Here is a 24,247-nt window from a genome sequence, read left to right as displayed (position 1 = left end):
TAAATGAGAATAGATGGTTTACAAGGCGAGATGCAGGCAATGATGGTCGAAGCTGCAAACACGCGTCCGGCGGCGACTGGACAAACGGTTGGTGCAGATTTCGGCAATATGTTGACGCAAGCCATCAATAACGTGAACTCGTTACAGAAAACCTCAGGAGATCTTCAAACGCGTTTTGATAGCGGTGATGAGAGTGTCTCTCTCTCCGACGTAATGATTGCTCGAAATAAATCTAGTGTGGCTTTTGAAGCGACGATTCAGATCAGGAACAAACTGGTTGAGTCGTACAAAGAGCTGATGAATATGCCGGTATAGTGTTAGGTAGTAGATAGTGGCAGAAAATAGTCAAACAACAGATTTAGCCGTTAGTGATGCGAATGACCATGCACTCGTTGCAGGGGCCGACGTAGATAACGAAGGGCAAAATCCCGATCTAGGTGAGCGCAGTTCATCGAAGTTCGACATGGCAGTAGGTGATCTTGATCTCCTGCGTCAGGTTGTACTTGTTCTTTCGATCTCTATATGTGTCGCATTAATCGTGATGCTGTTTTTCTGGGTAAAAGAGCCAGAAATGCGTCCGTTAGGTGCGTATGAGACTGAAGAACTGATCCCAGTGCTTGATTACCTTGATCAGCAAAAAATCGAATACTCATTAGAAGGCAATACCATTTCGGTTCCGGCCAGTGAATATAACTCATTGAAGCTGGACATGGTGCGTGCCGGTCTGAATCAAGAGAAAAACGCAGGTGACGATATCCTAATGCAGGATATGGGCTTTGGCGTATCTCAACGTCTTGAACAAGAGCGTTTAAAGTTAAGCCGTGAGCGTCAGCTAGCGAAAGCGATCGAACAGATGAAACAGGTGCGTAAGGCACAAGTTTTGTTGGCGTTGCCAAAACAGAGTGTGTTTGTTCGTCACAATCAAGAAGCTTCAGCGTCCGTATTTTTGACGCTTAAAACGGGGACCAATCTCAAGCAACAAGAAGTAGATTCTGTTGTGGACATGGTTGCTAGTGCTGTTCCTGGAATGAAAACGTCACGAATTACCGTGACCGACCAACATGGTCGTCTACTAAGCTCTGGTTCTCAAGACCCAGCTTCAGCGGCTCGCCGTAAAGAGCATGAATTAGAGCGTAATCAAGAGCAGGCACTTCGTGAAAAGATTGACTCTGTATTGATTCCAATTCTTGGTTTTGGTAACTACACCGCACAAGTAGACATTCAACTTGATTTCAGTGCTGTCGAGCAGACTCGTAAGCGTTTTGACCCAAATACTCCAGCAACGCGCAGCGAGTACACGCTAGAAGATTACAACAACGGTAACACCGTGGCAGGTGTACCGGGTGCGTTGAGTAACCAACCGCCGGCGGATGCATCGATTCCACAAGATGTGGCACAAATGAAAGATGGCTCGCTAATGGGGCAAGGCTCGGTTCATAAAGAAGCAACACGCAACTTTGAACTTGATACTACCATCAGCCATGAACGTAAGCAGAGCGGCACGGTTAACCGTCAAACGGTTTCAGTCGCGATTAAAAACCGTCAGTCTGTGAATCCAGATACCGGTGAAGTGGTTCACACACCGCTGAGCGAAACAGAGATTAATGCGATCAGACAAGTTCTGATTGGCACAGTTGGATTTGATGAAGGCCGTGGTGATTTGTTGAATGTATTGAGCGTTCAATTTGCACCGCAAGTAACTGATGTGCTGCCAGATGTGCCTATTTGGGAACACCCGAACTTTAACGATTGGGTTCGTTGGTTTGCAAGTGCTCTGGTCATCATTGTTGTCGTTCTTGTACTGGTTCGCCCAGCTATGAAGAAACTGCTTAACCCAGCTGAAGACACTGATGATCAAGCATACGGTCCTGATGGACTACCGATTGGTGCCGATGGCGAGACTAGCCTGATTGGCAGCGATATTGAAGGTGGGGAACTGTTCGAGTTTGGCTCAAGCATTGACTTACCAAACCTTCATAAAGATGAAGATGTGTTGAAAGCAGTACGTGCTCTGGTAGCAAATGAACCAGAGCTAGCGGCTCAAGTAGTTAAGAATTGGATGGCAGATGGCTAACGAAATTGTTCCACAAGGTGAAGGTGGAGAAGTAGCAGAAGTTGCGAACGTCGATATCGCATCAATTTCTGGTGACGAACGCGCAGCGATCTTGTTGTTAAGTCTTAACGAAGAAGATGCTGCAGGTATTATCCGACACCTTGAACCAAAACAGGTTCAGCGTGTGGGTAGTGCGATGGCGCGTGCAGCTGACCTTTCTCAAGAGAAAGTAGGCGCAGTGCACCGTGCCTTCCTAGACGATATTCAGAAGTACACTAATATCGGTATGGGTAGCGAAGACTTTATGCGTAATGCGCTGGTGGCTGCTCTGGGTGAAGATAAAGCGAATAATCTTGTTGACCAAATCCTTCTGGGTACAGGTTCGAAAGGTCTGGATTCATTGAAGTGGATGGATCCTCGTCAAGTTGCGAGCATCATCATTAACGAGCACCCGCAGATTCAAACTATCGTACTTTCTTACCTTGAGGCGGATCAGTCGGCAGAGATCTTGTCGCAGTTCCCTGAGCGCGTTCGTTTAGATCTGATGATGCGTATTGCGAACCTTGAAGAAGTTCAACCGTCAGCACTGGCTGAGCTGAACGAAATCATGGAGAAACAGTTTGCGGGTCAAGCTGGTGCTCAAGCGGCTAAGATTGGCGGCCTGAAGGCAGCAGCAGAGATCATGAACTACATGGACAACAACGTCGAGGGCGTGTTGATGGATCAAATCCGCGACCAAGACGAAGACATGGCAACCCAGATTCAAGACCTTATGTTTGTATTCGAGAACCTTATCGAAGTCGACGACCAAGGTGTTCAGAAGTTGCTGCGTGATGTACCACAAGATGTTCTTCAGAAAGCACTTAAAGGTGCAGATGAAGGTCTGCGTGAGAAGATCTTCAAGAACATGTCTAAACGTGCTGCCGATATGATGAGAGACGATATCGAGGCGATGCCGCCAGTGAAAGTATCGGATGTTGAAGCTGCTCAGAAAGAGATCTTGGGCATTGCGAGGAAAATGGCCGACAGTGGTGAGATTATGCTGTCTGGTGGTGCCGACGAGTTCCTATAAGTTAGAAACGACTAAGCCCCACACTGATGGGGCTTTTCTTTATCGATTTCATTGTTATTTTTCGTTTACATAAACGGTGTGCTTGAACGGTTTGTTCTTGCTAGCTTATCCAAAGCCCATTGAGCTCTAAACTCTATGGTGTGAGTGTGGTTATGTAGACTCTTGGTCTATTTGATAGGTATTTATTATGTCAGGTGATAGAAAGCGCGGCTTTTTCCGTCCCGATGAGGACAACACGGTAGCGGAACCTCAAAAGTGGGGGCTGCCTGATTATACGTCTGATACGCACCAACAAGCGAAAGAGACGGCTTTCAACTACGACCCAAGCTGGATGCCAACCGTTGAAGAAGCGATTGAAGATGAAGAGCTGGTATTAACCGAAGAGCAGATCGAGTTAATCAAGCAAGGAGCCTATCAAGAGGGGCTGCATCAAGGTCAAGAAGCGGGCTTCAAGCAAGGCTATGAAAAAGGCAAAGAAGAAGGCTTTGCTGCAGGTCATGCGGAAGGTACCGAAGCGGGTAAGCTTGAAGGTGTGACTGCTGGGCAAGAGTATATTCAGCAGCAAGTCGCAATTTTTATGGGACTTGCCAACCAATTTGCTCAACCTTTAGAGCTGATGAATGCTCAGGTTGAAAAACAGCTCGTCGATATGGTGCTGACCATGGTTAAAGAGGTGGTGCATGTTGAAGTGCAGACCAACCCTCAGATTATTCTTGATACCGTGAAAGAGTCAGTCGAGTCTCTACCTATCTCAGGCCACGCGATCACGCTTAAGTTACACCCTGAAGATGTCACCATCATTCGTTCTGCCTATGGTGAAACAGAATTGGATTGTCGCAACTGGACGCTTGTAGCTGAGCCTGCGTTGAATCGCGGTGATGTTCAGATCGAAGCGGGTGAATCGAGCGTGAACTACCGTATGGAAGATCGTGTGCGTCAGGTTATTCAAAATTTTTGTGGCGTGAATCGTCATCAAGGTAACGAATAGTGTTAGCGCTTGCAGAACGCCTTGGCCAATACAAGGTAGAAGGCCTTAAATCTCGTCCGATCGCCTCGGGCAAACTTGTCCGTGTGGTTGGACTTACTTTGGAAGCGACGGGGTGTAAGGCGCCGATTGGTAGTCTTTGTCTCGTCGAGACCATGTCCGGACATATGGAGGCAGAGGTAGTTGGCTTTTCTGGAGACAATCTTTTCTTAATGCCGAGCGAGCAAATCACAGGCATCTTGCCCGGTGCTCGCGTTACACCAATGACCAGTGAGAGTGGTATTCCAGTTGGTATGGAACTGCTTGGTCGCGTGATTGACGGTGTGGGTAACCCATTAGATGGGTTAGGCCCGCTTTATACTGAAAATCGCGCCTCATTTAATGCCGAGCCGATCAACCCATTGGCTCGTAAACCTATCTCTGAGCCTTTGGATGTTGGCCTGAAAGCAATTAACGGCCTTCTTACCGTAGGTAAAGGTCAACGTATTGGCCTGTTTGCAGGTTCTGGTGTTGGTAAGTCGGTGACACTTGGAATGATGACTCGAGGTACAACCGCACAAGTGGTGGTCGTGGGTCTGATTGGTGAGCGTGGACGAGAAGTTAAAGAATTTATTGAAGAGATCCTTGGCGAGGATGGCCGTAAACGCTCGGTTGTCGTAGCTGCACCTGCCGATGCCTCACCTTTGATGCGACTTAAGGGCTGTCAAACGGCGCTTACAGTGGCGGAGTACTTCCGTGACCAAGGCCTTGATGTTCTGCTGTTGATGGATTCACTGACCCGTTTTGCGCAAGCTCAGCGTGAGATTGCCCTTTCTGTGGGGGAGCCGCCAGCGACCAAAGGTTATCCGCCATCGGTGTTTGCTAAATTGCCTGCGTTGGTTGAACGCGCTGGTAATGGCAGTGACGATCAAGGCTCAATAACCGCTTTCTTTACAGTTTTGACCGAAGGGGATGATCTCCAAGATCCGATTGCCGATGCGTCGCGTGCGATTCTGGATGGTCACGTTGTCTTGTCACGTGAAATGGCTGATGCCGGTCACTATCCTGCGATTGATGTAGAGAAGTCGGTGAGTCGTGTTATGCCACAAATCACGTCAGAAGAGCATGTTCTTATGTCGAAAGCGGTAAGACAGGTACTGTCGATTTGTCGTAAGAACCAAGATTTGGTCTCTATCGGTGCCTACAAGCCGGGGACGGATCCAGCGATTGATAGTGCGTTTACGCTTAAGCCTAAACTTGATGAGTATCTGCAGCAGAAAATGAAAGAGACGGTACCTTACGATATGTGTGTCAATATGTTGAAACACGTGTTGGGAGGTTAGCTTTGTGACGATCGTTAATGATATGACAGTGTTTACTAAGCAGAGTGTTTGCTGATGGATAACGCACTTGAATTCTTGCTAGAGCAAGCAAAAGAGAAAGAGAATCAAGCGGTGTTGGCACTCAACAAAGCCAATGCTGAGCTGCAAGGTTATTACGAACAAGTCGCGCAGATTGAAAAATACCGTTTGGATTATTGTCAGCAGTTAGTCGATCGCGGTAAAGCTGGGCTAACAGCGAGCCAATATGGACACCTGAATCGATTTCTTACTCAATTAGATGACACGCTATCCAAACAAAAAGAGGCAGAGGGGCACTTCAAGAGCCAGGTTGATAACTGCCAAGAGTATTGGATGGAACTACGCAAACAGCGTAAGTCATACGAATGGTTAATGGAAAAGAAGCAGAAAGAAAAAGCGAAGCTGCAAGACCAACGTGAGCAGAAACAGATGGATGAGTTTTCGACCCTGTTATACAGCCGACAACGTCGCTAGTTTTTCCCTCAACTTCACACTTTATTAACCTTTCTCACAGTATTGTTCTCTCAGGCATGTTTTTTGCTTTATTAGTTCTGTTATTACGCTCTTGAGTCTTTAGGACTCGGAGCTTCACTTTCTTTTTGCCGTTCCAAGTATCTTGGCGTCAAAGCGATTAGATAGAGCTTGTACATATGAATGTTAGTCCTTCTTCAAATTCAGTCACTAGCAAAGCCACTTCATTGCTGGAGCCAAGCGGATCTTCAGCACAAACGAGTGAGGGCGGTGAATCTAAAGGTTTCTTCGCTTCCCTCAAAGACGCACTGGGTCTGGGTGAAGAGGTAAAGGCTGAGTCAAGTAAAGCGAGCAAAGCAAGTGAGTCAGGCGATGCAGAGAAAGTGGCCTCTGACTCTGGTGATGCTGAAAAGTCTGAGAAAGTCGCGGATACAGTGAAGAAGGTCGATGGCGACGAGCAAGCGACCAGTTCAAAAACAGCGTCACAGAGTGAAGATCACCTTTTAAAAGGCGAGAGTGGTGATAAACCTGCAACCACTGACGCTAAACAAATAACAGAGAGTAAAGCGGCTGACTCCAATAAAGTTATGGCTAATGAGAGTGGTGCGCAGAAATCGGTTGAATCTACAGATGCTTCAGCTAAAGAGCAGGCACCTGTCGAAGGCGTTTCTGTTGTTCAAAAAACGCAAAGTACTGAGTCGCAATCAAAACCTTCAACTGAGACAGACAAGCCGCAATCAGCTCAAGCGAATACGTCAGAACTAAAACACATTGATCCAAAAGCGTCGGATGCAAGTAAGGCATCGGCAGCTATGAGTGAAGGTAATAAACTGCTTGGTCAATTGGATGAGGCAAATAAAACCTTACAAGCACCAACAAACGGCAAAGCTTTGCCTCAAGCAGCCACCACACCGGTGACAGGCTTTAATGCTCAGTCGTCGCAAGCGATTAAGGCTGACTTGGCGTCTAATACTAGTCCTATTACTCCAGTCGGTGTGTCGGCAGCGGCTCAACAGCCTCAGCATATGGCGATGATGAGTGCAGGTATCCCTATTGGTGTTTCAGTTGGTGCGGTCGATAGTGAAGCAGTTTTACAAACGGATACTGCGTCCAAAGTGAATACGACTGATGCTCAAACTTCTCAACAGTTGGCCGCACTGGAACAAAAAGTAGCCATGATGACTAACGGCGTACCTGTGTCTCAACTCGACCAAGCACAAGTACAGCAGCTGATGCAGCAAGGTGTGACACCGCAGCAGATCGAACAGTTAGTAAAAGCAGAGCAAAGCGCCATGAACTCTGCTTCTCAGCTTTCTCAATCGTCACAACCGTTAACGCAATCTGAACTGGAATTGGCGGCTGAAGTAGAAATGCATACTCAAGCCATCAATCAATTAAATACCCAAATTGAAGCAACCGAAGTGGTTGTGAATGAGCTAGAGACCAAACAGTTAAGTGGCGAGGAGCTTTCTGATGCTGAAAAGGCCACTTTAGCAAAAGCGTCGTCTGAACTAGTCGTGCTTCAACAGCAGCGTACGCAGTTAGTTGAGCAGGCGAGTCAGCTGTATAGCCAAGCGCCTACAACGATCAATTGGGGTACACCTGTTGAATCGTCAGAAGTTGCAACGGATAACCTCGAAGAGTGGGCAGTAACAGCGGCGGTAGCTGCGGGGGCAACTCAGCATGCAATGCAACAGAATGTCGCAGCAGATAAAGCTCAAGCAGCGCTAGCTCAGTCAAACCAAGCTCAAACGGTTCAAATGCAACAGGCTCAACAAGCGGCAGCCCAACAAGCATCTAATGCAGCGTCTGCACCCGTTTCAGCTCAGGCATCATCGATAGATCCTAATCTTGCCGCTGCACACAATGTTGCGGCTAATCCGATGGGCACAGAGATGTTAGCTGCCAAGACCGCTTCCAAGGATGCAATTCTAAAAGCAGGTTCAGGAGCTGCAGCGCTGGCAGGTTTGGGGCGAGCAGCAGGCAAAGATGACAGCAAAGAGAGCAGTTTTGCTCAGCAAATAGCCTCAGCGGCAGGTGCACAAGGGACAACACCAGTCGGTTCAGCACCGACGCGAGCAGAAACTCAAGCGGCACAGCAAGCTCCACTTCAGCTGACTAAAGAGCTCGCTAATGAGCAAGTGGCTGAAAAAGTTCAAATGATGATGTCTAAGAATTTGAAGAATCTGGATATCCGATTGGACCCGCCGGAGCTTGGACAGTTAAAGATCCGCATGACAATGAACAATGATGTGGCGAATGTTCACTTTACCGTGACCAACCAGCAAGCCCGTGACGTGATTGAGCAGACATTACCAAGGCTACGTGAGATGCTTGCTCAACAAGGTATGCAGCTTGCTGATTCATCTGTGCAGCAACAAAGTACCGGGCAAGGACAAGATCGCTACAACAGTGGTGAAGGTGGTGGACAATCAGGCTCAGGAAGTGCAAATGATGGACAAGGTGACGAAAACCTTGATAGCAGCAGCAATCTTGAATTGAATGTCGCGTCAAAGCGTGATGGAATTAGTTATTACGCCTAATATTATGTACACATCAGACAGTTAGATGGTTTTAACGAAGAATTAGAGATAAGCATGGCAGAAGAACAAGAAGCACCCAAAGGCAAAAGTAAATTACTGATCATTATTATTGCCGTAGTCGTGTTGCTACTGGGTGGTGGTGGCGCAGCATTTTTCTTAATGGGCTCTGACGACAGCACAGCAGAAGCTGAAACCGAAGCGCAAGCACCAGTGACTGCTGCCGAACCTGTCGCTTATGTAAATATTCCACAACCGTTCCTATTTAATGTCTCTGGAGACAAAAAGGATCGTCTGGTTCAGATTAAAGCGCAATTAATGGTGCGTGGCAGCAAGAATGAAGAGCTTGCTCGTTACCACTCTCCATTGGTTGAAAGTACTCTACTGGCTACGTTTGCCTCTGCGACTGTAGACCAGTTACGCTCACCAACAGGGCGCATCGAGCTACGCGATAAAGCGACAGAAGATATCAAGGCGAGCCTGACTCAGGCCGTTGGACAACCTGTTATTGAAAAAGTGTTATTCACTGACTTTGTGATTCAGTAGGTAATCTGTGACCGATTTATTAAGCCAAGACGAAATTGATGCGCTGTTACACGGCGTAGATGATGTTGAAGAGGTAGAAGAAGTCTTAGAGACTGAGTCGGATAATGCCGTCAACTTTGACTTCTCCTCTCAAGATCGAATCGTCCGTGGTCGAATGCCGACCCTCGAGCTTATTAACGAGCGTTTTGCGCGTCACATGCGCATCAGCTTGTTTAATATGTTGAGAAAAACGGCAGAAGTCTCGATTAACGGCGTACAAATGATGAAGTTTGGTGAATACCAAAATACGTTGTACGTACCGACCAGTCTTAACATGGTGCGCTTCAGACCGCTGAAAGGTACGGCGCTGATCACCATGGAAGCACGTCTAGTATTCATTCTGGTAGAGAACTTCTTTGGTGGTGATGGCCGATTCCACGCCAAGATTGAAGGTCGTGAATTTACCCCAACTGAGCGTCGTATCATCCAACTGCTGCTTAAAATAGTGTTTGAAGACTACAAAGAAGCGTGGTCTCCAGTGATGGGCGTTGAGTTTGAATATCTAGATTCAGAAGTAAACCCAAGCATGGCAAACATCGTGAGCCCAACCGAGGTGATCGTTGTGAGCTCATTCCATATTGAAGTCGATGGCGGCGGTGGTGATTTCCACGTTGTTATGCCGTACTCCATGGTGGAGCCAATCCGTGAATTGCTCGATGCCGGTGTTCAGTCAGATAAGATGGAAACCGATGTGCGTTGGAGCACCGCTCTGCGCGATGAAATCATGGATGTACCGGTTAACTTCCGTGTAAACCTTCTTGAGCAAGATATCTCGCTACGTGACCTAATGGAGCTACGCCCAGGTGACGTTATCCCAATGGATATGCCAGAACATGCGACCATGTTTGTTGAAGAGCTCCCAACCTATCGTGTGAAAATGGGGCGCTCTGGAGAGAAGCTGGCCGTACAGATATCAGAGAAGATTGAACGACCACACGTGGTTAAAACAGACCTTGCGTTCTTGGGTAAAGACTTGATGTCTGAACTTGAGAATGATGAAGACAACGAATAATAAGTACGAAAATAGGATTTGGTAATGGAACCTAGTGAAGATCAAAAGTTGGCAGACGAATGGGCTGCCGCACTTGGTGAAGATCCGTCGGCACCTTCGATTGATGTGGACGACGTGTTAGCGGCACCACTGGATGAGTTGACTGATTCTTCCTCGCCAATCTCTGAAGATGAGCGTCGTAAGCTCGACACCATCATGGATATTCCGGTGACTATTTCTATGGAAGTCGGTCGCTCGCAAATCAGTATCCGTAACTTGCTGCAATTAAACCAAGGTTCAGTAGTAGAACTTGACCGTATCGCGGGCGAATCTTTGGATGTGATGGTTAACGGAACTTTGATTGCCCATGGCGAAGTGGTTGTGGTCAATGACAAGTTTGGTATTCGTTTGACCGACGTAATCAGCCAGACAGAACGTATTAAGAAGCTGCGTTAATGGCAGTGTGGATTCAAGCGCTGGTGATGGGGTTAATCATGGCCCCTTCTTATGCATTTGCTGCCGCGCCAGACCTCGATTTAGCGACCACATTTGGGTCGCTAATTTTGGTTATAGGCTTCATTTTATTTCTTGCTTGGCTTCTTAAGCGTATGCAAGTACCTGCGATGACCAATCAGCAAGGTTTGTCGATCATTCGCCAGATTCCGGTAGGCACTAAAGAGCGTATCGCGATTGTTCAAGCGGGAGAAGAGCAGTTCTTGGTTGGCATTACCAGCCAATCGATTCAGCTAATCTCAAAGCTTGAAGAGCCTTTATCAAAAGAGATGTTGGAAAAAAATACCTTTTCAAACCAACTCTCTCAGCTAATGAAGAAAGATGCCAATAAGTAACGGATTTACTCACTCAACGAGTCATAATTTCACTTCAGCTCTGACATCAGTATGTATCACTCTCATGCTGATGGTGTCGCTATTGTTGAGTCAATCTGCAATGGCGCAAGCCGAAGATGGACCAATTCCAGCAAACATCGCAGGATCTGAGTCCGTTACGGTCAGCACAATGCAGCAGGACCAAGCGTCAGCTCAAACCATTACCACAGGTAGCCTCACTGGCAGCGGTGGAGGTATTCCCGCCTTTACCATGACTACCAATGATGAAGGTGGCGAAGACTACTCGATTAACCTTCAGATTCTGGCACTAATGACCATGCTGGGCTTCTTGCCGGCTATGGTTATCTTGATGACGTCATTTACGCGTATCGTAGTCGTGATGTCTATCTTGCGTCAGGCGATGGGGCTACAACAGACGCCATCTAACCAAGTGATTATTGGTATCGCTATCTTTTTAACCTTCTTTATCATGTCTCCGGTGATCAATCAGGTAAATGAACAAGCCGTTCAGCCATACTTGAATGAACAGATCTCCGCTCGACAGGCGTTTGACGTGGCTCAGGAGCCGATCAAAGCCTTTATGCTAAAGCAGACTCGAATTAAAGACTTAGAGACCTTCGTGCAGATCTCAGGCGCTGAAGTACAAAATCCAGAAGACGTATCGATGGCGATTCTGATACCTGCGTTTATCACCTCTGAGCTTAAGACGGCATTCCAGATTGGCTTCATGCTGTTCTTACCATTTTTGATCATTGACCTTGTTGTCGCCTCGGTATTGATGGCAATGGGTATGATGATGCTCTCGCCAATGATCGTATCGCTACCATTCAAACTTATGCTGTTTGTATTGGTTGATGGCTGGAACTTGATACTCTCCACCCTCGCCGGCAGTTTTGCCTTGTAGCTGGGGGAAACATGAATCCAGAGATATTTGTCGAGTTATTTAGGGATGCACTTTGGATGGTACTCATCATGGTATGTGCCATCATCATCCCGAGTTTGTTAATTGGTCTGGTTGTGGCAATTTTCCAAGCCGCGACCTCGATTAACGAACAAACCTTGAGTTTCTTACCCCGTCTGATTGTGACGCTTTTGGCTCTGATGCTGTTTGCGCACTGGATGACGCAGATGATGATGGAGTTCTTTTTCGAACTCATTGAGCGTCTGCCGCAAGTCTTGTACTAACGCCTATGGAATACCCGGCGTCCGTTGTTCTCGATTGGTTAGCGAACTATTTTTGGCCTTATACTCGCATCTCATCAATGTTGATGGTGATGACGGTAACCGGGGCGCGCTTTGTTTCACCCCGTATTCGCCTCTATCTTGGTCTCGCGATTACTTTTGCAGTGATGCCAGCCATTCCTGCTGTCCCACAAGATATTGAACTGCTCTCGTTTAAGGGCTTTTTGACATTGTTTGAGCAGGTGTTAATTGGTATCGCGATGGGGATTGTGACCCAGTTTATGATTCAGACATTCGTAATGCTGGGTCAGATTCTCGGTATGCAATCGAGCTTGGGCTTCGCGTCGATGGTTGACCCGGCCAACGGACAAAACACTCCGGTTCTTGGCCAGCTGTTTATGTTCCTCGCGACCATGTTTTTCTTGGTCACCGACGGCCATCTAAAAATGCTACAGCTGGTGGTGTTTAGCTTTAAAACCCTACCGATTGGTAGTGGTTCACTGACTGCTGTTGATTTTAGAGAGCTGGCTCTTTGGCTTGGTATTATGTTCAAAACGGCGTTGGCGATGTCACTGTCGGGCATTATTGCGCTACTGACGATTAACCTGTCGTTTGGTGTAATGACGCGTGCCGCGCCACAACTGAATATCTTCTCGCTCGGTTTCGCGTTTGCGTTGTTGGTTGGTTTGCTATTATGTTGGTACATCTTGGGCGGCCTATATGGTCACTATGAACTATTCTGGATGCAAGGCGAACAACAAATTTGTCGCTTGATCCGGTTGGATTGTTAGGTCAATAGACCCTAGTAATACCAATCACAGTAGGTAAGTGATCAAAAATAGCGCAGGAAAAAGGCTTGAGAACAAGGCAGAATTTTTCGATAAGTAGTTATCCTACAATCAAAAATTTTAACGCAGTTATCGAGCGTTTTAACAAGCTAGGGTGAGCAATTATTTACTACGATTGGTATAAATAGCAGGAGGCTGAATTGGCAGAGTCAGACGGTCAAGAACGCACAGAAGAGGCCACGCCCAGACGCTTGCAACAGGCCAAAGAGAAAGGGCAGGTTGCAAGGTCAAAAGAGCTCGCGTCAGCGTCAGTACTAATTATCGGAGCAGTCGCTTTAATGTGGTTTGGTGAATCTATGGCCAAAGCACTATTCGAAGCGATGCAACGTCTGTTTTCTCTCAGTCGTGAAGAGATCTTTGACACTACTAAATTGCTAGAAATAGCGGGTGGTGCGATGGTCAACTTGCTGTTTCCGCTGCTTCTCATTCTGGTAACGCTGTTTGTTGCTGCCGTTATTGGCGCTGCTGGTGTCGGCGGGATCAGCTTCTCAATGCAAGCAGCAATGCCTAAGGCATCCAAGTTAAATCCACTCAGTGGTATCAAGCGAATGTTTGGTATGCAGAGTTGGGTAGAGTTGATTAAGTCGATCCTTAAAGTGGCACTGGTGTCGGGTATGGCCATCTATCTGATTCAAGCCTCACAAGGCGACCTAATGCAGCTGAGTATGGATGTCTATCCACAAAACATCTTTCACGCGCTCGACATTCTGCTTAATTTCATCCTATTGATCAGTTGCTCTTTGTTAATTGTGGTGGCTATCGATATTCCATTTCAAATCTGGCAACACGCTGACCAGTTGAAGATGACTAAGCAAGAAGTGAAAGACGAATACAAAGATACGGAAGGTAAGCCTGAAGTGAAAGGGCGTATTCGTATGCTTCAGCGTGAAGCTGCACAGCGCCGCATGATGGCGGACGTTCCACAAGCCGATGTTATCGTCACCAACCCAGAGCACTTCTCAGTTGCACTTCGTTATAAGCAAGACCAGGACAAGGCGCCTGTTGTTGTTGCTAAGGGCGTTGATCATATGGCGATGAAGATACGTGAAGTGGCACGTGAACACGATATCTATATCGTACCTGCGCCGCCTCTTGCACGTGCTCTATATCATACAACAGAGCTTGAACAACAAATTCCTGACGGCTTGTTTACGGCAGTGGCGCAAGTGCTTGCGTATGTTTTCCAGCTTAAGCAGTACCGTAAACGTGGCGGTGAACGCCCGAAACTGCAACAATCTAATATGCCGATCCCACCTGAGTTACGTCATTAGATCAAATACTTGAGCTGAGTCGAGTGAATGCGGATAATGACGGTTAACGAAAATCAATGTCGTCATGATGCAGTGTCGATAAATTGACGACTCGACACTGGTATGGTGCTTGCTATACCAATGCTGATTTGATAACCCTGATGTCGCGGTATTTCGCAGTGGCATCAAAGATAGCGATGCAGTCCTGATTTATGAAATTCTCCTTACCTCTCTCGGATAAGCTACCCAAGCTACCAAACCGCGCGATGCCAGCTGTAGGTGCGCCAGTGATGGTCTTGGCGACGCTCGCTATGGTGATCTTACCGATCCCAGCTTTCCTACTGGATATGTTTTTCACCTTTAACATCGCGTTGGCAATGGTGGTGTTATTGGTAACGGTTTATACCCGACGACCTCTCGACTTTGCAGCTTTCCCTACGGTACTGCTTATCGCAACGCTATTAAGACTTGCGCTGAACGTGGCATCAACGCGTGTGGTTCTTCTCTATGGTCATGAAGGGGGAGATGCGGCCGGTAACGTTATCGAGGCATTTGGTAACGTGGTAATTGGTGGTAACTACGCTGTCGGTCTGGTGGTCTTCTTGATCTTGATGATCATTAACTTCATGGTTGTAACCAAAGGTGCTGGTCGTATTTCAGAAGTAAGTGCACGTTTTACCTTGGATGCATTACCAGGTAAGCAGATGGCAATCGATGCTGACTTGAATGCAGGCTTGATTGACCAAGAGCAAGCGCGTACTCGTCGTTTTGAAGTGACCAAAGAAGCCGATTTCTACGGCTCAATGGATGGTGCGTCAAAATTCGTTAAAGGTGATGCTATTGCCGGTATCTTGATTCTCTTTATCAATATTATTGGTGGTTTGAGCATCGGTATGGCGCAGTTCGGCCTGGGCTTTGGCGAAGCGATCGAGATCTACACCCTGCTAACCATTGGTGATGGCTTGGTTGCACAGATTCCATCGCTATTGCTTTCGATTGCAGCAGCAATGATGGTAACTCGTCAGAACACCGATGAAGACATGGGGCAACAACTGGTGTTCCAGATGTTCGACAACCCGAAAGCTCTGATGATCACCGCGGCGATTCTTGGTGTGATGGGTATTGTGCCGGGTATGCCTCACTTTGCGTTTTTGACTCTAGCGATAGCAGCAGGAGCTGGTGCGTATTTCATTGATAAAAAGCAGAAGCAAAAAGCCAAAGAACCGAAACTGCCTGCTGCGATGGAGCCAGGTGGCGAAGCACCGGCGCAAAAAGAGCTATCTTGGGATGATGTTCAGCCTGTTGATACCATCGGCCTAGAAGTGGGCTATCGTTTGATTCCTTTGGTTGACAAAGACCAAGGCGGTGAGTTGCTTGAACGCGTTAAAGGTGTACGTAAAAAACTGTCTCAAGACTTTGGTTTCCTTATTCCAGCGGTTCATATTCGTGACAATCTCGAATTAACCCCCAACAGCTATCGAATTACTCTAATGGGCGTGGCAGTCGGTGAGGCTGAGATCAAGCCGGACATGGAACTGGCGATTAACCCTGGTCAGGTCTACGGCATGATCGATGGTGAACCAACCATTGACCCAGCGTTTGGCCTAGAAGCGGTGTGGATCCGTGAAGAGCAGCGTGAACATGCACAAGCTCTGGGTTATACCGTCGTAGATTCATCAACAGTATTGGCGACTCACCTGAGCCAGTTGTTAACTAATAACGCATCACAACTGCTTGGTCATGAAGAAGTTCAAAATCTATTGGAGATGCTTAGCCGCTCTGCACCTAAGCTGGTGGAAGGCTTTGTACCAGACCAACTGCAACTGGGTGTGGTGGTTAAAGTGCTTCAGAACCTACTTAATGAAGCGATTCCGATTCGAGATGTGCGCACTATCGTACAAACTTTGGCGGAGTATTCGGGCAAGAGTCAAGAACCTGACATTCTTACAGCTGCAGTTCGTATCTCTCTGAAACGATTAATTGTTCAGGAAATCAATGGGATAGAGCCTGAATTGCCTGTTATAACACTAATTCCTGAGCTGGAACAAATCTTGCATCAAACTATGCAGGCATCCGGAGGTGAATCTGCGGGAATTGAGCCTGGATTGGCAGAGCGTTTACAGACGTCACTAAGTCAGGCAACCCAAGAGCAAGAGCTTAAAGGAGAACCAGCGGTACTGCTTACTTCTGGTGTATTGCGATCAACATTAGCCAAGTTTGTTAAGAACACGATCCCGAGCTTACGAGTCCTCTCTTACCAAGAGATCCCAGACGAGAAGCAGATCCGAATCGTACAAGCTGTTGGAAACTAATCCGCGTAATTAGAACGGACTATTGAATTGAAAATTAAACGATTTTTTGCAAAAGATATGCGAACAGCGTTGCTCCAAGTGAAAGAAGAACTTGGTTCCGATGCTGTGATCATGTCTAACAAAAAGGTCGCAGGTGGCGTTGAAATCGTTGCAGCTATTGATGGTGAGTCTAACCAACCAGCAGCGGCGCCACGACTTAACAAGCCTCAGCCTTCGCAGAGTCAGTATACGCAAATGGCCGCACCAAAATCGGGTCAGCGTCAGCTTGATGATGACAAAGTGAGTATTGGCGGTTCTGGCTCAGAGAGCGGCCGTTCAATGACCAAACGCTTTGCGAGTATGCTTAAGCAGTACAGCCATGGCGCAGAGGAAGAATCTCAACATCGTGCGGAAAACGAAGATTCGTTATCTGCGTTGTTAAACCGACAGTCGGGTAACAAACACAATGTTGATTCAGCGTTCTCTTCTCATGAGTCAGGCCTTGCTAAATTAATTGCAGAAGATCGGCGTGTTGAGCGTCCACCACATCGCTTAGACCCAACTCGTTACGACCGTGGACGTGAGCCAGAGTCGTCACGTAACTCAGATTCTGAAATGGAAACCATGCGTGAAGAGATGACCTCAATTCGTCGTCTCCTTGAACATCAAGTTTCTGGACTGATGTGGCAAGAGGTCGAGCGTCGTGAACCACTACGCGCAATGCTGATCAAACGACTTGAACGTATGGGTGTCTCTCCAGAGCTTGCTGACCAAATGGCCTGTTATATCCCTGAAGACACCAAACCTGCGCGAGCGTGGAAAGCACTATTGGCGCTGGTGGCGGATCAGATCACAGTAACCCAGAAAGATATTCTTAAACGTGGTGGCGTTGTGGCTCTTTTAGGGCCAACTGGCGTAGGTAAAACCACAACCGTTGCGAAGCTCGCTGCTCGAGCTGCAATGGAGTACGGTGCAGACAATGTTGCACTCGTTACAACCGACACCTATAGAATTGGTGCACATGAGCAACTCTCAATATATGGAAGAATTATGGGTTGTCCCGTAAGAGTTGCTAAAGATTCTAAAGAATTGGCCGATGTTATATATCAACTGCGTAACCGTCGCCTAATTCTGGTTGATACTGCAGGCATGGGACAGAGAGATGTTCGCCTGTCTGAGCAGTTAGACACACTGATGCAAGAGAGTGGTTCCGTAATTCACAGCTACTTGGTGTTGCCGGCTACAGCGCAGCGCAAAGTTCTGCAAGAGACGATAGAACACTTTAGAAGAATCCCGCTGTCGGGATGCATCCTAACTAAGCTAGATGAATCGCTAAGTTTGGGTGAATTCATCAGTGTAGTAATACAAAATGCATTACCAGTTGCGTACATCGCAAATGGTCAACGAGTTCCTGAAGATATCGTTATCGCTCAACCGAAGTACATGATTGCTAAGGCGAATGAGCTACTCGAGAAATCGACAGAGAATGAACCTCACTACTGGAATAGCGATTCTGAAGGACTCTAGGCGGCGGATAAATATGACTGAAAATATGATACATGACCAAGCTAGCGGCCTCCGTCGCTTAACAAAGCCTTCTTTGACCAAAGTTATTGCGGTAACTGGTGGTAAAGGTGGTGTGGGTAAATCTAACGTCACTCTTGGACTGGCTATCTGTATGGCACGTCAGGGCAAGAAGGTTATGGTGCTGGATGCCGATTTAGGCCTGGCTAACGTAGACATCATGTTGGGTATTCGTTCTAAACGAAACCTAGGCCACGTATTGGCGGGTGAGTGCGAGCTAAAAGACGCGATTGTGGAAGGCCCACACGGAATCAAGATTATTCCAGCGACGTCAGGCACTCAGAGCATGACCGAACTATCGCACGCGCAACACGCCGGTCTGATTCGAGCGTTTGGTACGCTAGAAGATGAAATGGACGTCTTGTTAATCGATACAGCTGCTGGTATATCTGACATGGTTGTGAGCTTCTCAAGAGCGGCACAGGACGTCGTTGTAGTCGTTTGTGATGAACCAACTTCGATCACTGATGCATATGCCTTGATTAAGCTTTTGAGTCGTGAACATCAGGTTCAGCGATTCAAAGTTGTCGCAAATATGGTCAGAAGTTACCGTGAAGGGCGAGAATTATTTGCAAAATTGACGCTTGTCACAGAGCGTTTCTTGAATGTGAGCCTCGAACTCGTAGCATGTATACCTCTAGATGATAAAGTACGTCAATCAGTCAAGAGACAGAAAATCGTGGTGGATGCGTTCCCACGCTCTCCAGCTGCGTTAGCAATTAGCTCATTGGCGAATAAAGCGTTAACTTGGCCGATTCCGAAAACACCAAGTGGTCACTTGGAATTTTTCGTGGAACGTCTGTTAAATCGCAGTACATATGCAGAGGAACCATTTGGTGAATAAAGCGCTTACCTACAATCAACGCGGAAACCTCGATGGGCAACAAGCCTTCTTCGAGAAGTATTCTGTGCTGGTTAAACGTATCGCTCATCACTTGTTGGGGCGATTGCCGCCTAATGTATTGGTGGATGACTTGATTCAAGCTGGTATGATCGGCTTGATTGAAGCACAGCAGAACTACGACGGTTCAAAAGGCGCGAGTTTTGAAACTTACGCTGGCATTCGAATTCGTGGTGCAATGCTGGATGATATCCGACGAGGCGACTGGGTGCCGAGATCGGTTCATAAGAACAACCGCGAAATCAGCAATGCGATTGCTGAACTTGAAGCGACTTTGAACCGAGATCCAAGCGATGCTGAAATCGCGAAGCACATGGGACTGACTTTAGAGCAGTATCACAGCGCTTTAACGGATATAAATTGTTCAAAGTTGGTCGGAATCGAAGATTTAGGCGTCTCAGATGATGTAATATCTCCGAATGAAGACTCTCAAGATAACTTACCTTTTCAGGGCGTTGCTGATGAGTCGTTTCGACAAGCTTTGATCGATTCAATAAAACAACTTCCAGAAAGAGAAGGCTTGGTCCTATCTCTTTACTATGACGAAGAACTCAATTTAAAAGAGATTGGGGAAGTATTAGGTGTCAGCGAATCTCGTGTCAGCCAGATATTGAGCCAATCTATGCAGCGTCTGCGCACTAAATTAAGTGCCTGGACACAGAACGACTAACAACACTGATTTTTATTCAGTGGAGGCTAATTTGAACAAAAACATGAAAATTCTCATTGTTGATGATTTTTCAACGATGCGCCGTATTGTTAAAAACCTACTTCGTGACTTAGGTTTCAACAACACTCAAGAAGCAGATGACGGTCTAACCGCACTTCCTATGCTGAAAAAAGGCGAATTTGATTTCGTGGTAACTGACTGGAACATGCCTGGGATGCAAGGTATCGACTTGCTGAAGCACATCCGTGCTGATGCGGAGCTGAAGCACTTGCCTGTACTTATGATCACTGCAGAAGCAAAACGTGAGCAGATCATTGAAGCAGCGCAAGCGGGTGTTAATGGTTACATTGTTAAGCCTTTCACTGCTGCAACGCTAAAAGAAAAACTAGATAAGATTTTTGAGCGCTTATAAGCCTCAGAGAGAAAGATTTAGGCGCTTCTGGGGGAGCAATAACTTTTTGGTTTCCCGTTTATCCCATAGATTGAAGCGTCGTAGTATATGCGGAGTAAGGCCGAATTCAGGATGATTTCATTAGAACAAGCAAAAAAATTAGTAGAGCTGCTTGAAAACGATGAGCAGCAACAAGCTGATTCTCTTGTTAGAAGCATGTATGAAGAGAATGTTGGTCTTCAAGACAACCCAATGCTTCAAGAAATAGGTTCTCTGACCCGCGATCTCCATGACTCTTTGACACAATTCAATTTCGATGAACGCATTAGTGTTATCGCAAATGATGAAATCCCAGACGCTCGGGATCGCCTTCAATATGTCATTGATAAAACGGAAGTCGCAGCAAATAAAACGATGGACGCGGTCGATCGTTGTATGCCAATCGCAGACAACCTACACGAGTGTTTACTTCAAGTAAGGCCTCAATGGAATGAACTGATGCATGGCCGCATTGAGCTGGCACAATTTAAAGCTTTATGTCACCGCATTGATGGATTACTTGTTCAGGTAGAAGGTGATAGCACCGAACTGCGCGGACAACTGACTGAAATCTTGATGGCTCAAGACTTCCAAGACTTAACTGGCCAAATCATTGGTAAGGTTATCACTCTTGTGAATGAAGTTGAGGGCCGCTTAGTTGAGATCCTGACCGTGTTTGGTGCGGATCAAGCTAGCCAAAATAAAGAGACCGATAAAAAAGCGTCAACCGAACCTGAAGGGCCAATCATGAACCCTGAAGAGCGAGCAGACGCAGTGGCATCTCAAGATGAAGTCGATGACTTGTTATCCAGTCTTGGATTTTAAAGGTAACGTATGAGCTACGAATTAGACGAAGACATTCTTCAGGACTTTTTAGTCGAAGCGGGCGAAATTCTCGAACTACTTTCTGAACAGTTGGTAGAACTTGAGAACAACCCAGATGATAAAGATCTACTAAATGCTATTTTCCGAGGTTTCCATACCGTGAAAGGTGGTGCAGGTTTCCTTGCACTTACTGAACTGGTTGATACCTGTCATGGCGCCGAGAATGTGTTCGACATTCTAAGAAATGGCCAACGTAGCGTAACTGCAGGTTTGATGGATACCATGCTTCAAGCACTGGATACCGTCAACGTACAGTTCCAAGCTGTTCAAGACCGAGAGCCTTTAGAGCCTGCAGAACAGTCTCTGCTGGATGAATTGCATCGTCTATGTAAACCAGAATCAGAAGATGAGGTTGCTGCTCCTGCACCTGTAGTTGAAGCGCCAGCACCCGTCATTGAACCTGTTGCTGCACCTGAACCTGCAGCACCAGCTGATACCAATATCAATGCATCATCAGTCGATGAAATCTCTCAGGATGAATTCGAAAGACTGCTAGATGAACTGCACGGTAAGGGTGGTTCACCAACTGCAGCTGCGGAAGCGACACCGCCTCCAGCTCCAGCGCCAGCACCTGCGGTAGATAGCGGCGACATCACAGACGATGAGTTTGAAAAGCTACTCGATGAATTACATGGTGCAGGTAACAGCCCGTCTAACGCGAGCGCAGCGCCACCGCCTCCACCGCCAGCAGCACCAGTTGCCTCAGTTTCTGCAAGCGCAGATGGCGATGACCTGATGACGGATGAAGAGTTTGAAAAACTGCTCGATCAATTGCATGGTTCAGGTAATGGCCCATCAGCAGAAGAGTTAGATGCAGCGACCAAGCCAGCTGAAGTGAAGCCAGCTCCTGCTCCAGTAGCAACTGCGCCTCAGCCTGTAGCTGCACCTACAGCGGTACAAACCCCTGAACCGGTGAAAGCGCCAGCGCCTGTTAAATCAGAAGCAAAAGCACCTGCCGCTAAGAAGCAACAAGCGGAAGCAACCGTACGTGTTGATACTTCAACACTAGACACCATCATGAACATGGTTGGTGAGCTTGTGCTGGTACGTAACCGTCTAGTGAGCTTAGGTTTGAACAGCAACGACGAAGAAATGTCGAAAGCTGTCTCTAACTTAGACGTAGTTACTGCAGACCTACAAGGTGCAGTAATGAAGACGCGTATGCAGCCAATTAAGAAAGTATTTGGCCGTTTCCCACGCGTTGTACGTGACTTGGCTCGTAGCCTTAAGAAAGACATTGTACTTGAGATGCGTGGTGAAGAGACCGATCTCGATAAGAACCTAGTAGAGGCTCTTGCGGATCCATTGATTCACTTGGTTCGTAACTCAGTTGACCATGGTATTGAGATGCCTGAAGCACGTATTGCTGTTGGTAAGTCTCGTACTGGTAAAGTGATCCTGTCTGCTTCTCAAGAGGGTGATCATATCGAATTGGCTATCGTTGATGATGGCGGCGGTATGGACCCAGATAAACTTCGTGCAATTGCGGTGAAACGTGGTTTGATGGATGAAGATGCTGCATCTCGTCTTTCAAACAAAGAGTGTTTCAACCTGATTTTTGCTCCAGGCTTCTCAAGTAAAGAACAAATTTCAGATATCTCTGGCCGTGGTGTAGGTATGGACGTAGTTAAAACTGCGATCAATACCCTGAACGGTTCTATCGATATCGACTCAGAAATGGGTAAAGGAACTAAGATCACAATCAAGGTTCCACTGACGCTAGCAATTCTACCGACATTGATGGTTGGTGTTGCTGGTCACCCATTCGCACTGCCATTGGCATCAGTAAACGAGATCTTCCACTTAGATCTTAGCCGTACAAACGTAGTTGATGGTCAGCTAACGATCATCGTTCGTGAAAAATCGATCCCGCTATTCTATCTACAGAATTGGCTAGCACCGAAAGCAGGCATCGTTGAGCTACGTAAAGGCCACGGTCACGTGGTTATTGTACAACTCGGAAGTCAACGTGTTGGCTTTGTGGTTGATACTTTGATCGGCCAAGAAGAAGTGGTAATTAAACCTCTAGATAATTTGCTACAAGGCACGCCAGGTATGGCGGGAGCAACGATCACCAGTGATGGTCATATTGCTCTTATCTTAGATGTACCAGATCTACTGAAGCAGTACGCAGCAGCGTCTAGAATTTAATTTAAGGATAAATATGGCGATTAAAGTATTAGTCGTTGATGATTCGAGCTTTTTCCGTCGTCGAGTAAGCGAGATCATCAATTCAGAAGCGCGCCTAGAAGTCATTGACGTTGCCGTAAACGGCAAAGAAGCGGTCGAAAAAGCCAAAAGGCTGAGACCTGATGTCATCACAATGGATATTGAGATGCCAGTTATGGACGGTATTACTGCCGTCCGTGAAATCATGGCTGCAACACCAACGCCGATTCTAATGTTCTCTTCGTTAACACACGATGGTGCGAAGGCAACACTGGATGCGTTGGATGCAGGTGCTCTAGACTTTTTGCCGAAAAAGTTTGAAGACATTGCTCGAAACCGTGATGAGGCAGTTTCACTGCTACAACAACGTGTTATTGAGATCGCATCAAAGCGTGCGCTACTAAGACGTACAGCTTCGATTTCTCGCCCAGTGACGCCAGCTGCATCAACGGCAGCACCTGCAGTCTCTTCGTTGCGCCAAACAGCTGCTCCGGCTAAGCCTGCGGCAGCCAAGTTCCGCGCATCAGGTAAGAAGTATCAGTTGACTGCTATTGGTACATCAACGGGTGGCCCAGTAGCACTTCAGAAGATTCTGACACGTATTCCTGCGAATTACCCGCATCCAATTGTGTTGATTCAACATATGCCAGCAACATTTACCGCAGCATTTGCGAGTCGTTTGAACACCTTATGTAAGATTGAAGTGCGTGAAGCTCAAGATGGCGACATGTTAAAGCCTGGCGTTGCTTATCTAGCACCAGGTGGTAAACAGATGATGATAGATGGCCGTCCGGGTTCAGCTCGACTGCGTATCATCGATGGTGGCGACCGCATGAACTACAAACCTTGTGTGGATGTGACATTTGGCTCTGCGGCGAAGATCTATAACGACAAAGTGCTGTCTATGGTACTTACCGGAATGGGTGCAGATGGTCGTGAGGGTGCACGCATGCTTAAATCTGCAGGTTCAACCATTTGGGCACAAGATGAAGACAGCTGTGTTGTATATGGTATGCCTCAAGCGGTTGCTAAAGCGGGCATTTCAACTGAAGACCTTCCTCTTGAGCGAATCGCCGAGAGAATGTTGGTTGAAGTTGGCTTAGCTTAGGTAGCGCATCATGATTGTTTGGAGTGTTGCAAACCAAAAAGGTG

General features: G+C 47.0%; 23 protein-coding genes. All 23 read left to right on the top strand.

Annotated features, from left to right (window positions below):
- Nucleotides 1-3: 3 nt before the first annotated feature.
- The 23 genes from fliE (at nucleotide 4) to KI743_RS10990 (ending at nucleotide 24,203) form a co-directional block, all read left to right on the top strand.
- Complete coding sequence (fliE, locus tag KI743_RS11100) at nucleotides 4-315, top strand: flagellar hook-basal body complex protein FliE (protein ID WP_032549664.1); 312 nt, start codon at nucleotides 4-6, stop codon at nucleotides 313-315.
- A gap of 16 nt (nucleotides 316-331) precedes the next feature.
- A complete protein-coding gene (gene fliF, locus KI743_RS11095) occupies nucleotides 332-2,074 on the top strand; it encodes a flagellar basal-body MS-ring/collar protein FliF (RefSeq protein ID WP_150871436.1) in 1,743 nt (580 codons plus the stop codon).
- The gene (gene fliG, locus KI743_RS11090) at nucleotides 2,067-3,125 is read left to right on the top strand and encodes a flagellar motor switch protein FliG (RefSeq protein WP_032549661.1); all 1,059 of its coding nucleotides are present in this window, start codon (nucleotides 2,067-2,069) and stop codon (nucleotides 3,123-3,125) included. Before fliF ends, fliG begins: the two co-directional genes overlap by 8 nt.
- Before the next feature lie 187 nt (nucleotides 3,126-3,312).
- A complete protein-coding gene (gene fliH / locus KI743_RS11085) occupies nucleotides 3,313-4,113 on the top strand; it encodes a flagellar assembly protein FliH (protein WP_032549660.1) in 801 nt (266 codons plus the stop codon).
- Complete coding sequence (gene fliI, locus KI743_RS11080) at nucleotides 4,113-5,432, top strand: flagellar protein export ATPase FliI (protein WP_285466438.1); 1,320 nt, start codon at nucleotides 4,113-4,115, stop codon at nucleotides 5,430-5,432. The genes fliH and fliI overlap by 1 nt, the downstream gene beginning before the upstream one ends.
- Nucleotides 5,433-5,486: 54 nt before the next feature.
- Nucleotides 5,487-5,924, top strand: coding sequence for a flagellar export protein FliJ (gene fliJ / locus KI743_RS11075; protein ID WP_032549657.1), 438 nt, complete (start codon nucleotides 5,487-5,489; stop codon nucleotides 5,922-5,924).
- Nucleotides 5,925-6,100: 176 nt separating this feature from the next.
- Nucleotides 6,101-8,464 carry a flagellar hook-length control protein FliK gene (locus tag KI743_RS11070; RefSeq protein ID WP_285466436.1) on the top strand — a complete coding sequence of 788 codons (2,364 nt, stop codon included), beginning with the start codon at nucleotides 6,101-6,103 and terminating at the stop codon, nucleotides 8,462-8,464.
- Between the two features lie 54 nt (nucleotides 8,465-8,518).
- On the top strand, nucleotides 8,519-9,007 hold the full coding sequence (gene fliL / locus KI743_RS11065) for a flagellar basal body-associated protein FliL (protein WP_032549757.1): 489 nt from the start codon (nucleotides 8,519-8,521) through the stop codon (nucleotides 9,005-9,007).
- Between the two features lie 7 nt (nucleotides 9,008-9,014).
- Nucleotides 9,015-10,058, top strand: coding sequence for a flagellar motor switch protein FliM (gene fliM / locus KI743_RS11060; protein ID WP_032549655.1), 1,044 nt, complete (start codon nucleotides 9,015-9,017; stop codon nucleotides 10,056-10,058).
- Nucleotides 10,059-10,082: 24 nt separating this feature from the next.
- On the top strand, nucleotides 10,083-10,493 hold the full coding sequence (gene fliN / locus KI743_RS11055; RefSeq protein WP_004739851.1) for a flagellar motor switch protein FliN: 411 nt from the start codon (nucleotides 10,083-10,085) through the stop codon (nucleotides 10,491-10,493).
- The gene (gene fliO, locus KI743_RS11050; protein WP_150871445.1) at nucleotides 10,493-10,885 is read left to right on the top strand and encodes a flagellar biosynthetic protein FliO; all 393 of its coding nucleotides are present in this window, start codon (nucleotides 10,493-10,495) and stop codon (nucleotides 10,883-10,885) included. The genes fliN and fliO overlap by 1 nt, the downstream gene beginning before the upstream one ends.
- Before the next feature lie 64 nt (nucleotides 10,886-10,949).
- A complete protein-coding gene (gene fliP / locus KI743_RS11045; RefSeq protein WP_032549756.1) occupies nucleotides 10,950-11,789 on the top strand; it encodes a flagellar type III secretion system pore protein FliP in 840 nt (279 codons plus the stop codon).
- 11 nt (nucleotides 11,790-11,800) lie between these two features.
- Nucleotides 11,801-12,070, top strand: coding sequence for a flagellar biosynthesis protein FliQ (gene fliQ, locus KI743_RS11040; protein ID WP_004739854.1), 270 nt, complete (start codon nucleotides 11,801-11,803; stop codon nucleotides 12,068-12,070).
- A 5-nt stretch (nucleotides 12,071-12,075) separates the two neighbouring features.
- A complete protein-coding gene (gene fliR, locus KI743_RS11035) occupies nucleotides 12,076-12,858 on the top strand; it encodes a flagellar biosynthetic protein FliR (RefSeq protein ID WP_032549653.1) in 783 nt (260 codons plus the stop codon).
- 197 nt (nucleotides 12,859-13,055) lie between these two features.
- Entirely contained in the window at nucleotides 13,056-14,186 is a 1,131-nt protein-coding gene (gene flhB, locus KI743_RS11030) for a flagellar biosynthesis protein FlhB (protein ID WP_032549651.1), read from the top strand.
- A 191-nt stretch (nucleotides 14,187-14,377) separates the two neighbouring features.
- The gene (gene flhA, locus KI743_RS11025) at nucleotides 14,378-16,477 is read left to right on the top strand and encodes a flagellar biosynthesis protein FlhA (protein ID WP_285466434.1); all 2,100 of its coding nucleotides are present in this window, start codon (nucleotides 14,378-14,380) and stop codon (nucleotides 16,475-16,477) included.
- A 27-nt stretch (nucleotides 16,478-16,504) separates the two neighbouring features.
- Nucleotides 16,505-17,983 (top strand): flagellar biosynthesis protein FlhF, encoded by a 1,479-nt coding sequence (flhF, locus tag KI743_RS11020; protein ID WP_285466433.1) that lies wholly within the window; start codon nucleotides 16,505-16,507, stop codon nucleotides 17,981-17,983.
- A gap of 13 nt (nucleotides 17,984-17,996) precedes the next feature.
- On the top strand, nucleotides 17,997-18,884 hold the full coding sequence (locus tag KI743_RS11015) for a MinD/ParA family protein (protein WP_032549648.1): 888 nt from the start codon (nucleotides 17,997-17,999) through the stop codon (nucleotides 18,882-18,884).
- A complete protein-coding gene (locus KI743_RS11010; protein ID WP_152468337.1) occupies nucleotides 18,877-19,611 on the top strand; it encodes an RNA polymerase sigma factor FliA in 735 nt (244 codons plus the stop codon). The genes KI743_RS11015 and KI743_RS11010 overlap by 8 nt, the downstream gene beginning before the upstream one ends.
- Nucleotides 19,612-19,654: 43 nt before the next feature.
- Entirely contained in the window at nucleotides 19,655-20,023 is a 369-nt protein-coding gene (gene cheY / locus KI743_RS11005) for a chemotaxis response regulator CheY (protein WP_008218307.1), read from the top strand.
- Nucleotides 20,024-20,134: 111 nt separating this feature from the next.
- Complete coding sequence (locus tag KI743_RS11000) at nucleotides 20,135-20,866, top strand: protein phosphatase CheZ (protein ID WP_150895501.1); 732 nt, start codon at nucleotides 20,135-20,137, stop codon at nucleotides 20,864-20,866.
- 9 nt (nucleotides 20,867-20,875) lie between these two features.
- The gene (locus KI743_RS10995) at nucleotides 20,876-23,077 is read left to right on the top strand and encodes a chemotaxis protein CheA (RefSeq protein ID WP_285466428.1); all 2,202 of its coding nucleotides are present in this window, start codon (nucleotides 20,876-20,878) and stop codon (nucleotides 23,075-23,077) included.
- Nucleotides 23,078-23,090: 13 nt separating this feature from the next.
- Nucleotides 23,091-24,203 (top strand): chemotaxis response regulator protein-glutamate methylesterase, encoded by a 1,113-nt coding sequence (locus KI743_RS10990; protein ID WP_285466426.1) that lies wholly within the window; start codon nucleotides 23,091-23,093, stop codon nucleotides 24,201-24,203.
- Nucleotides 24,204-24,247: the final 44 nt, after the last annotated feature.

It is taken from the genome of Vibrio sp. D420a (assembly GCF_030248625.1).
GTDB lineage: Bacteria > Pseudomonadota > Gammaproteobacteria > Enterobacterales > Vibrionaceae > Vibrio > Vibrio fortis_A.
This window is presented reverse-complemented; position numbering and strand designations above follow the sequence as displayed.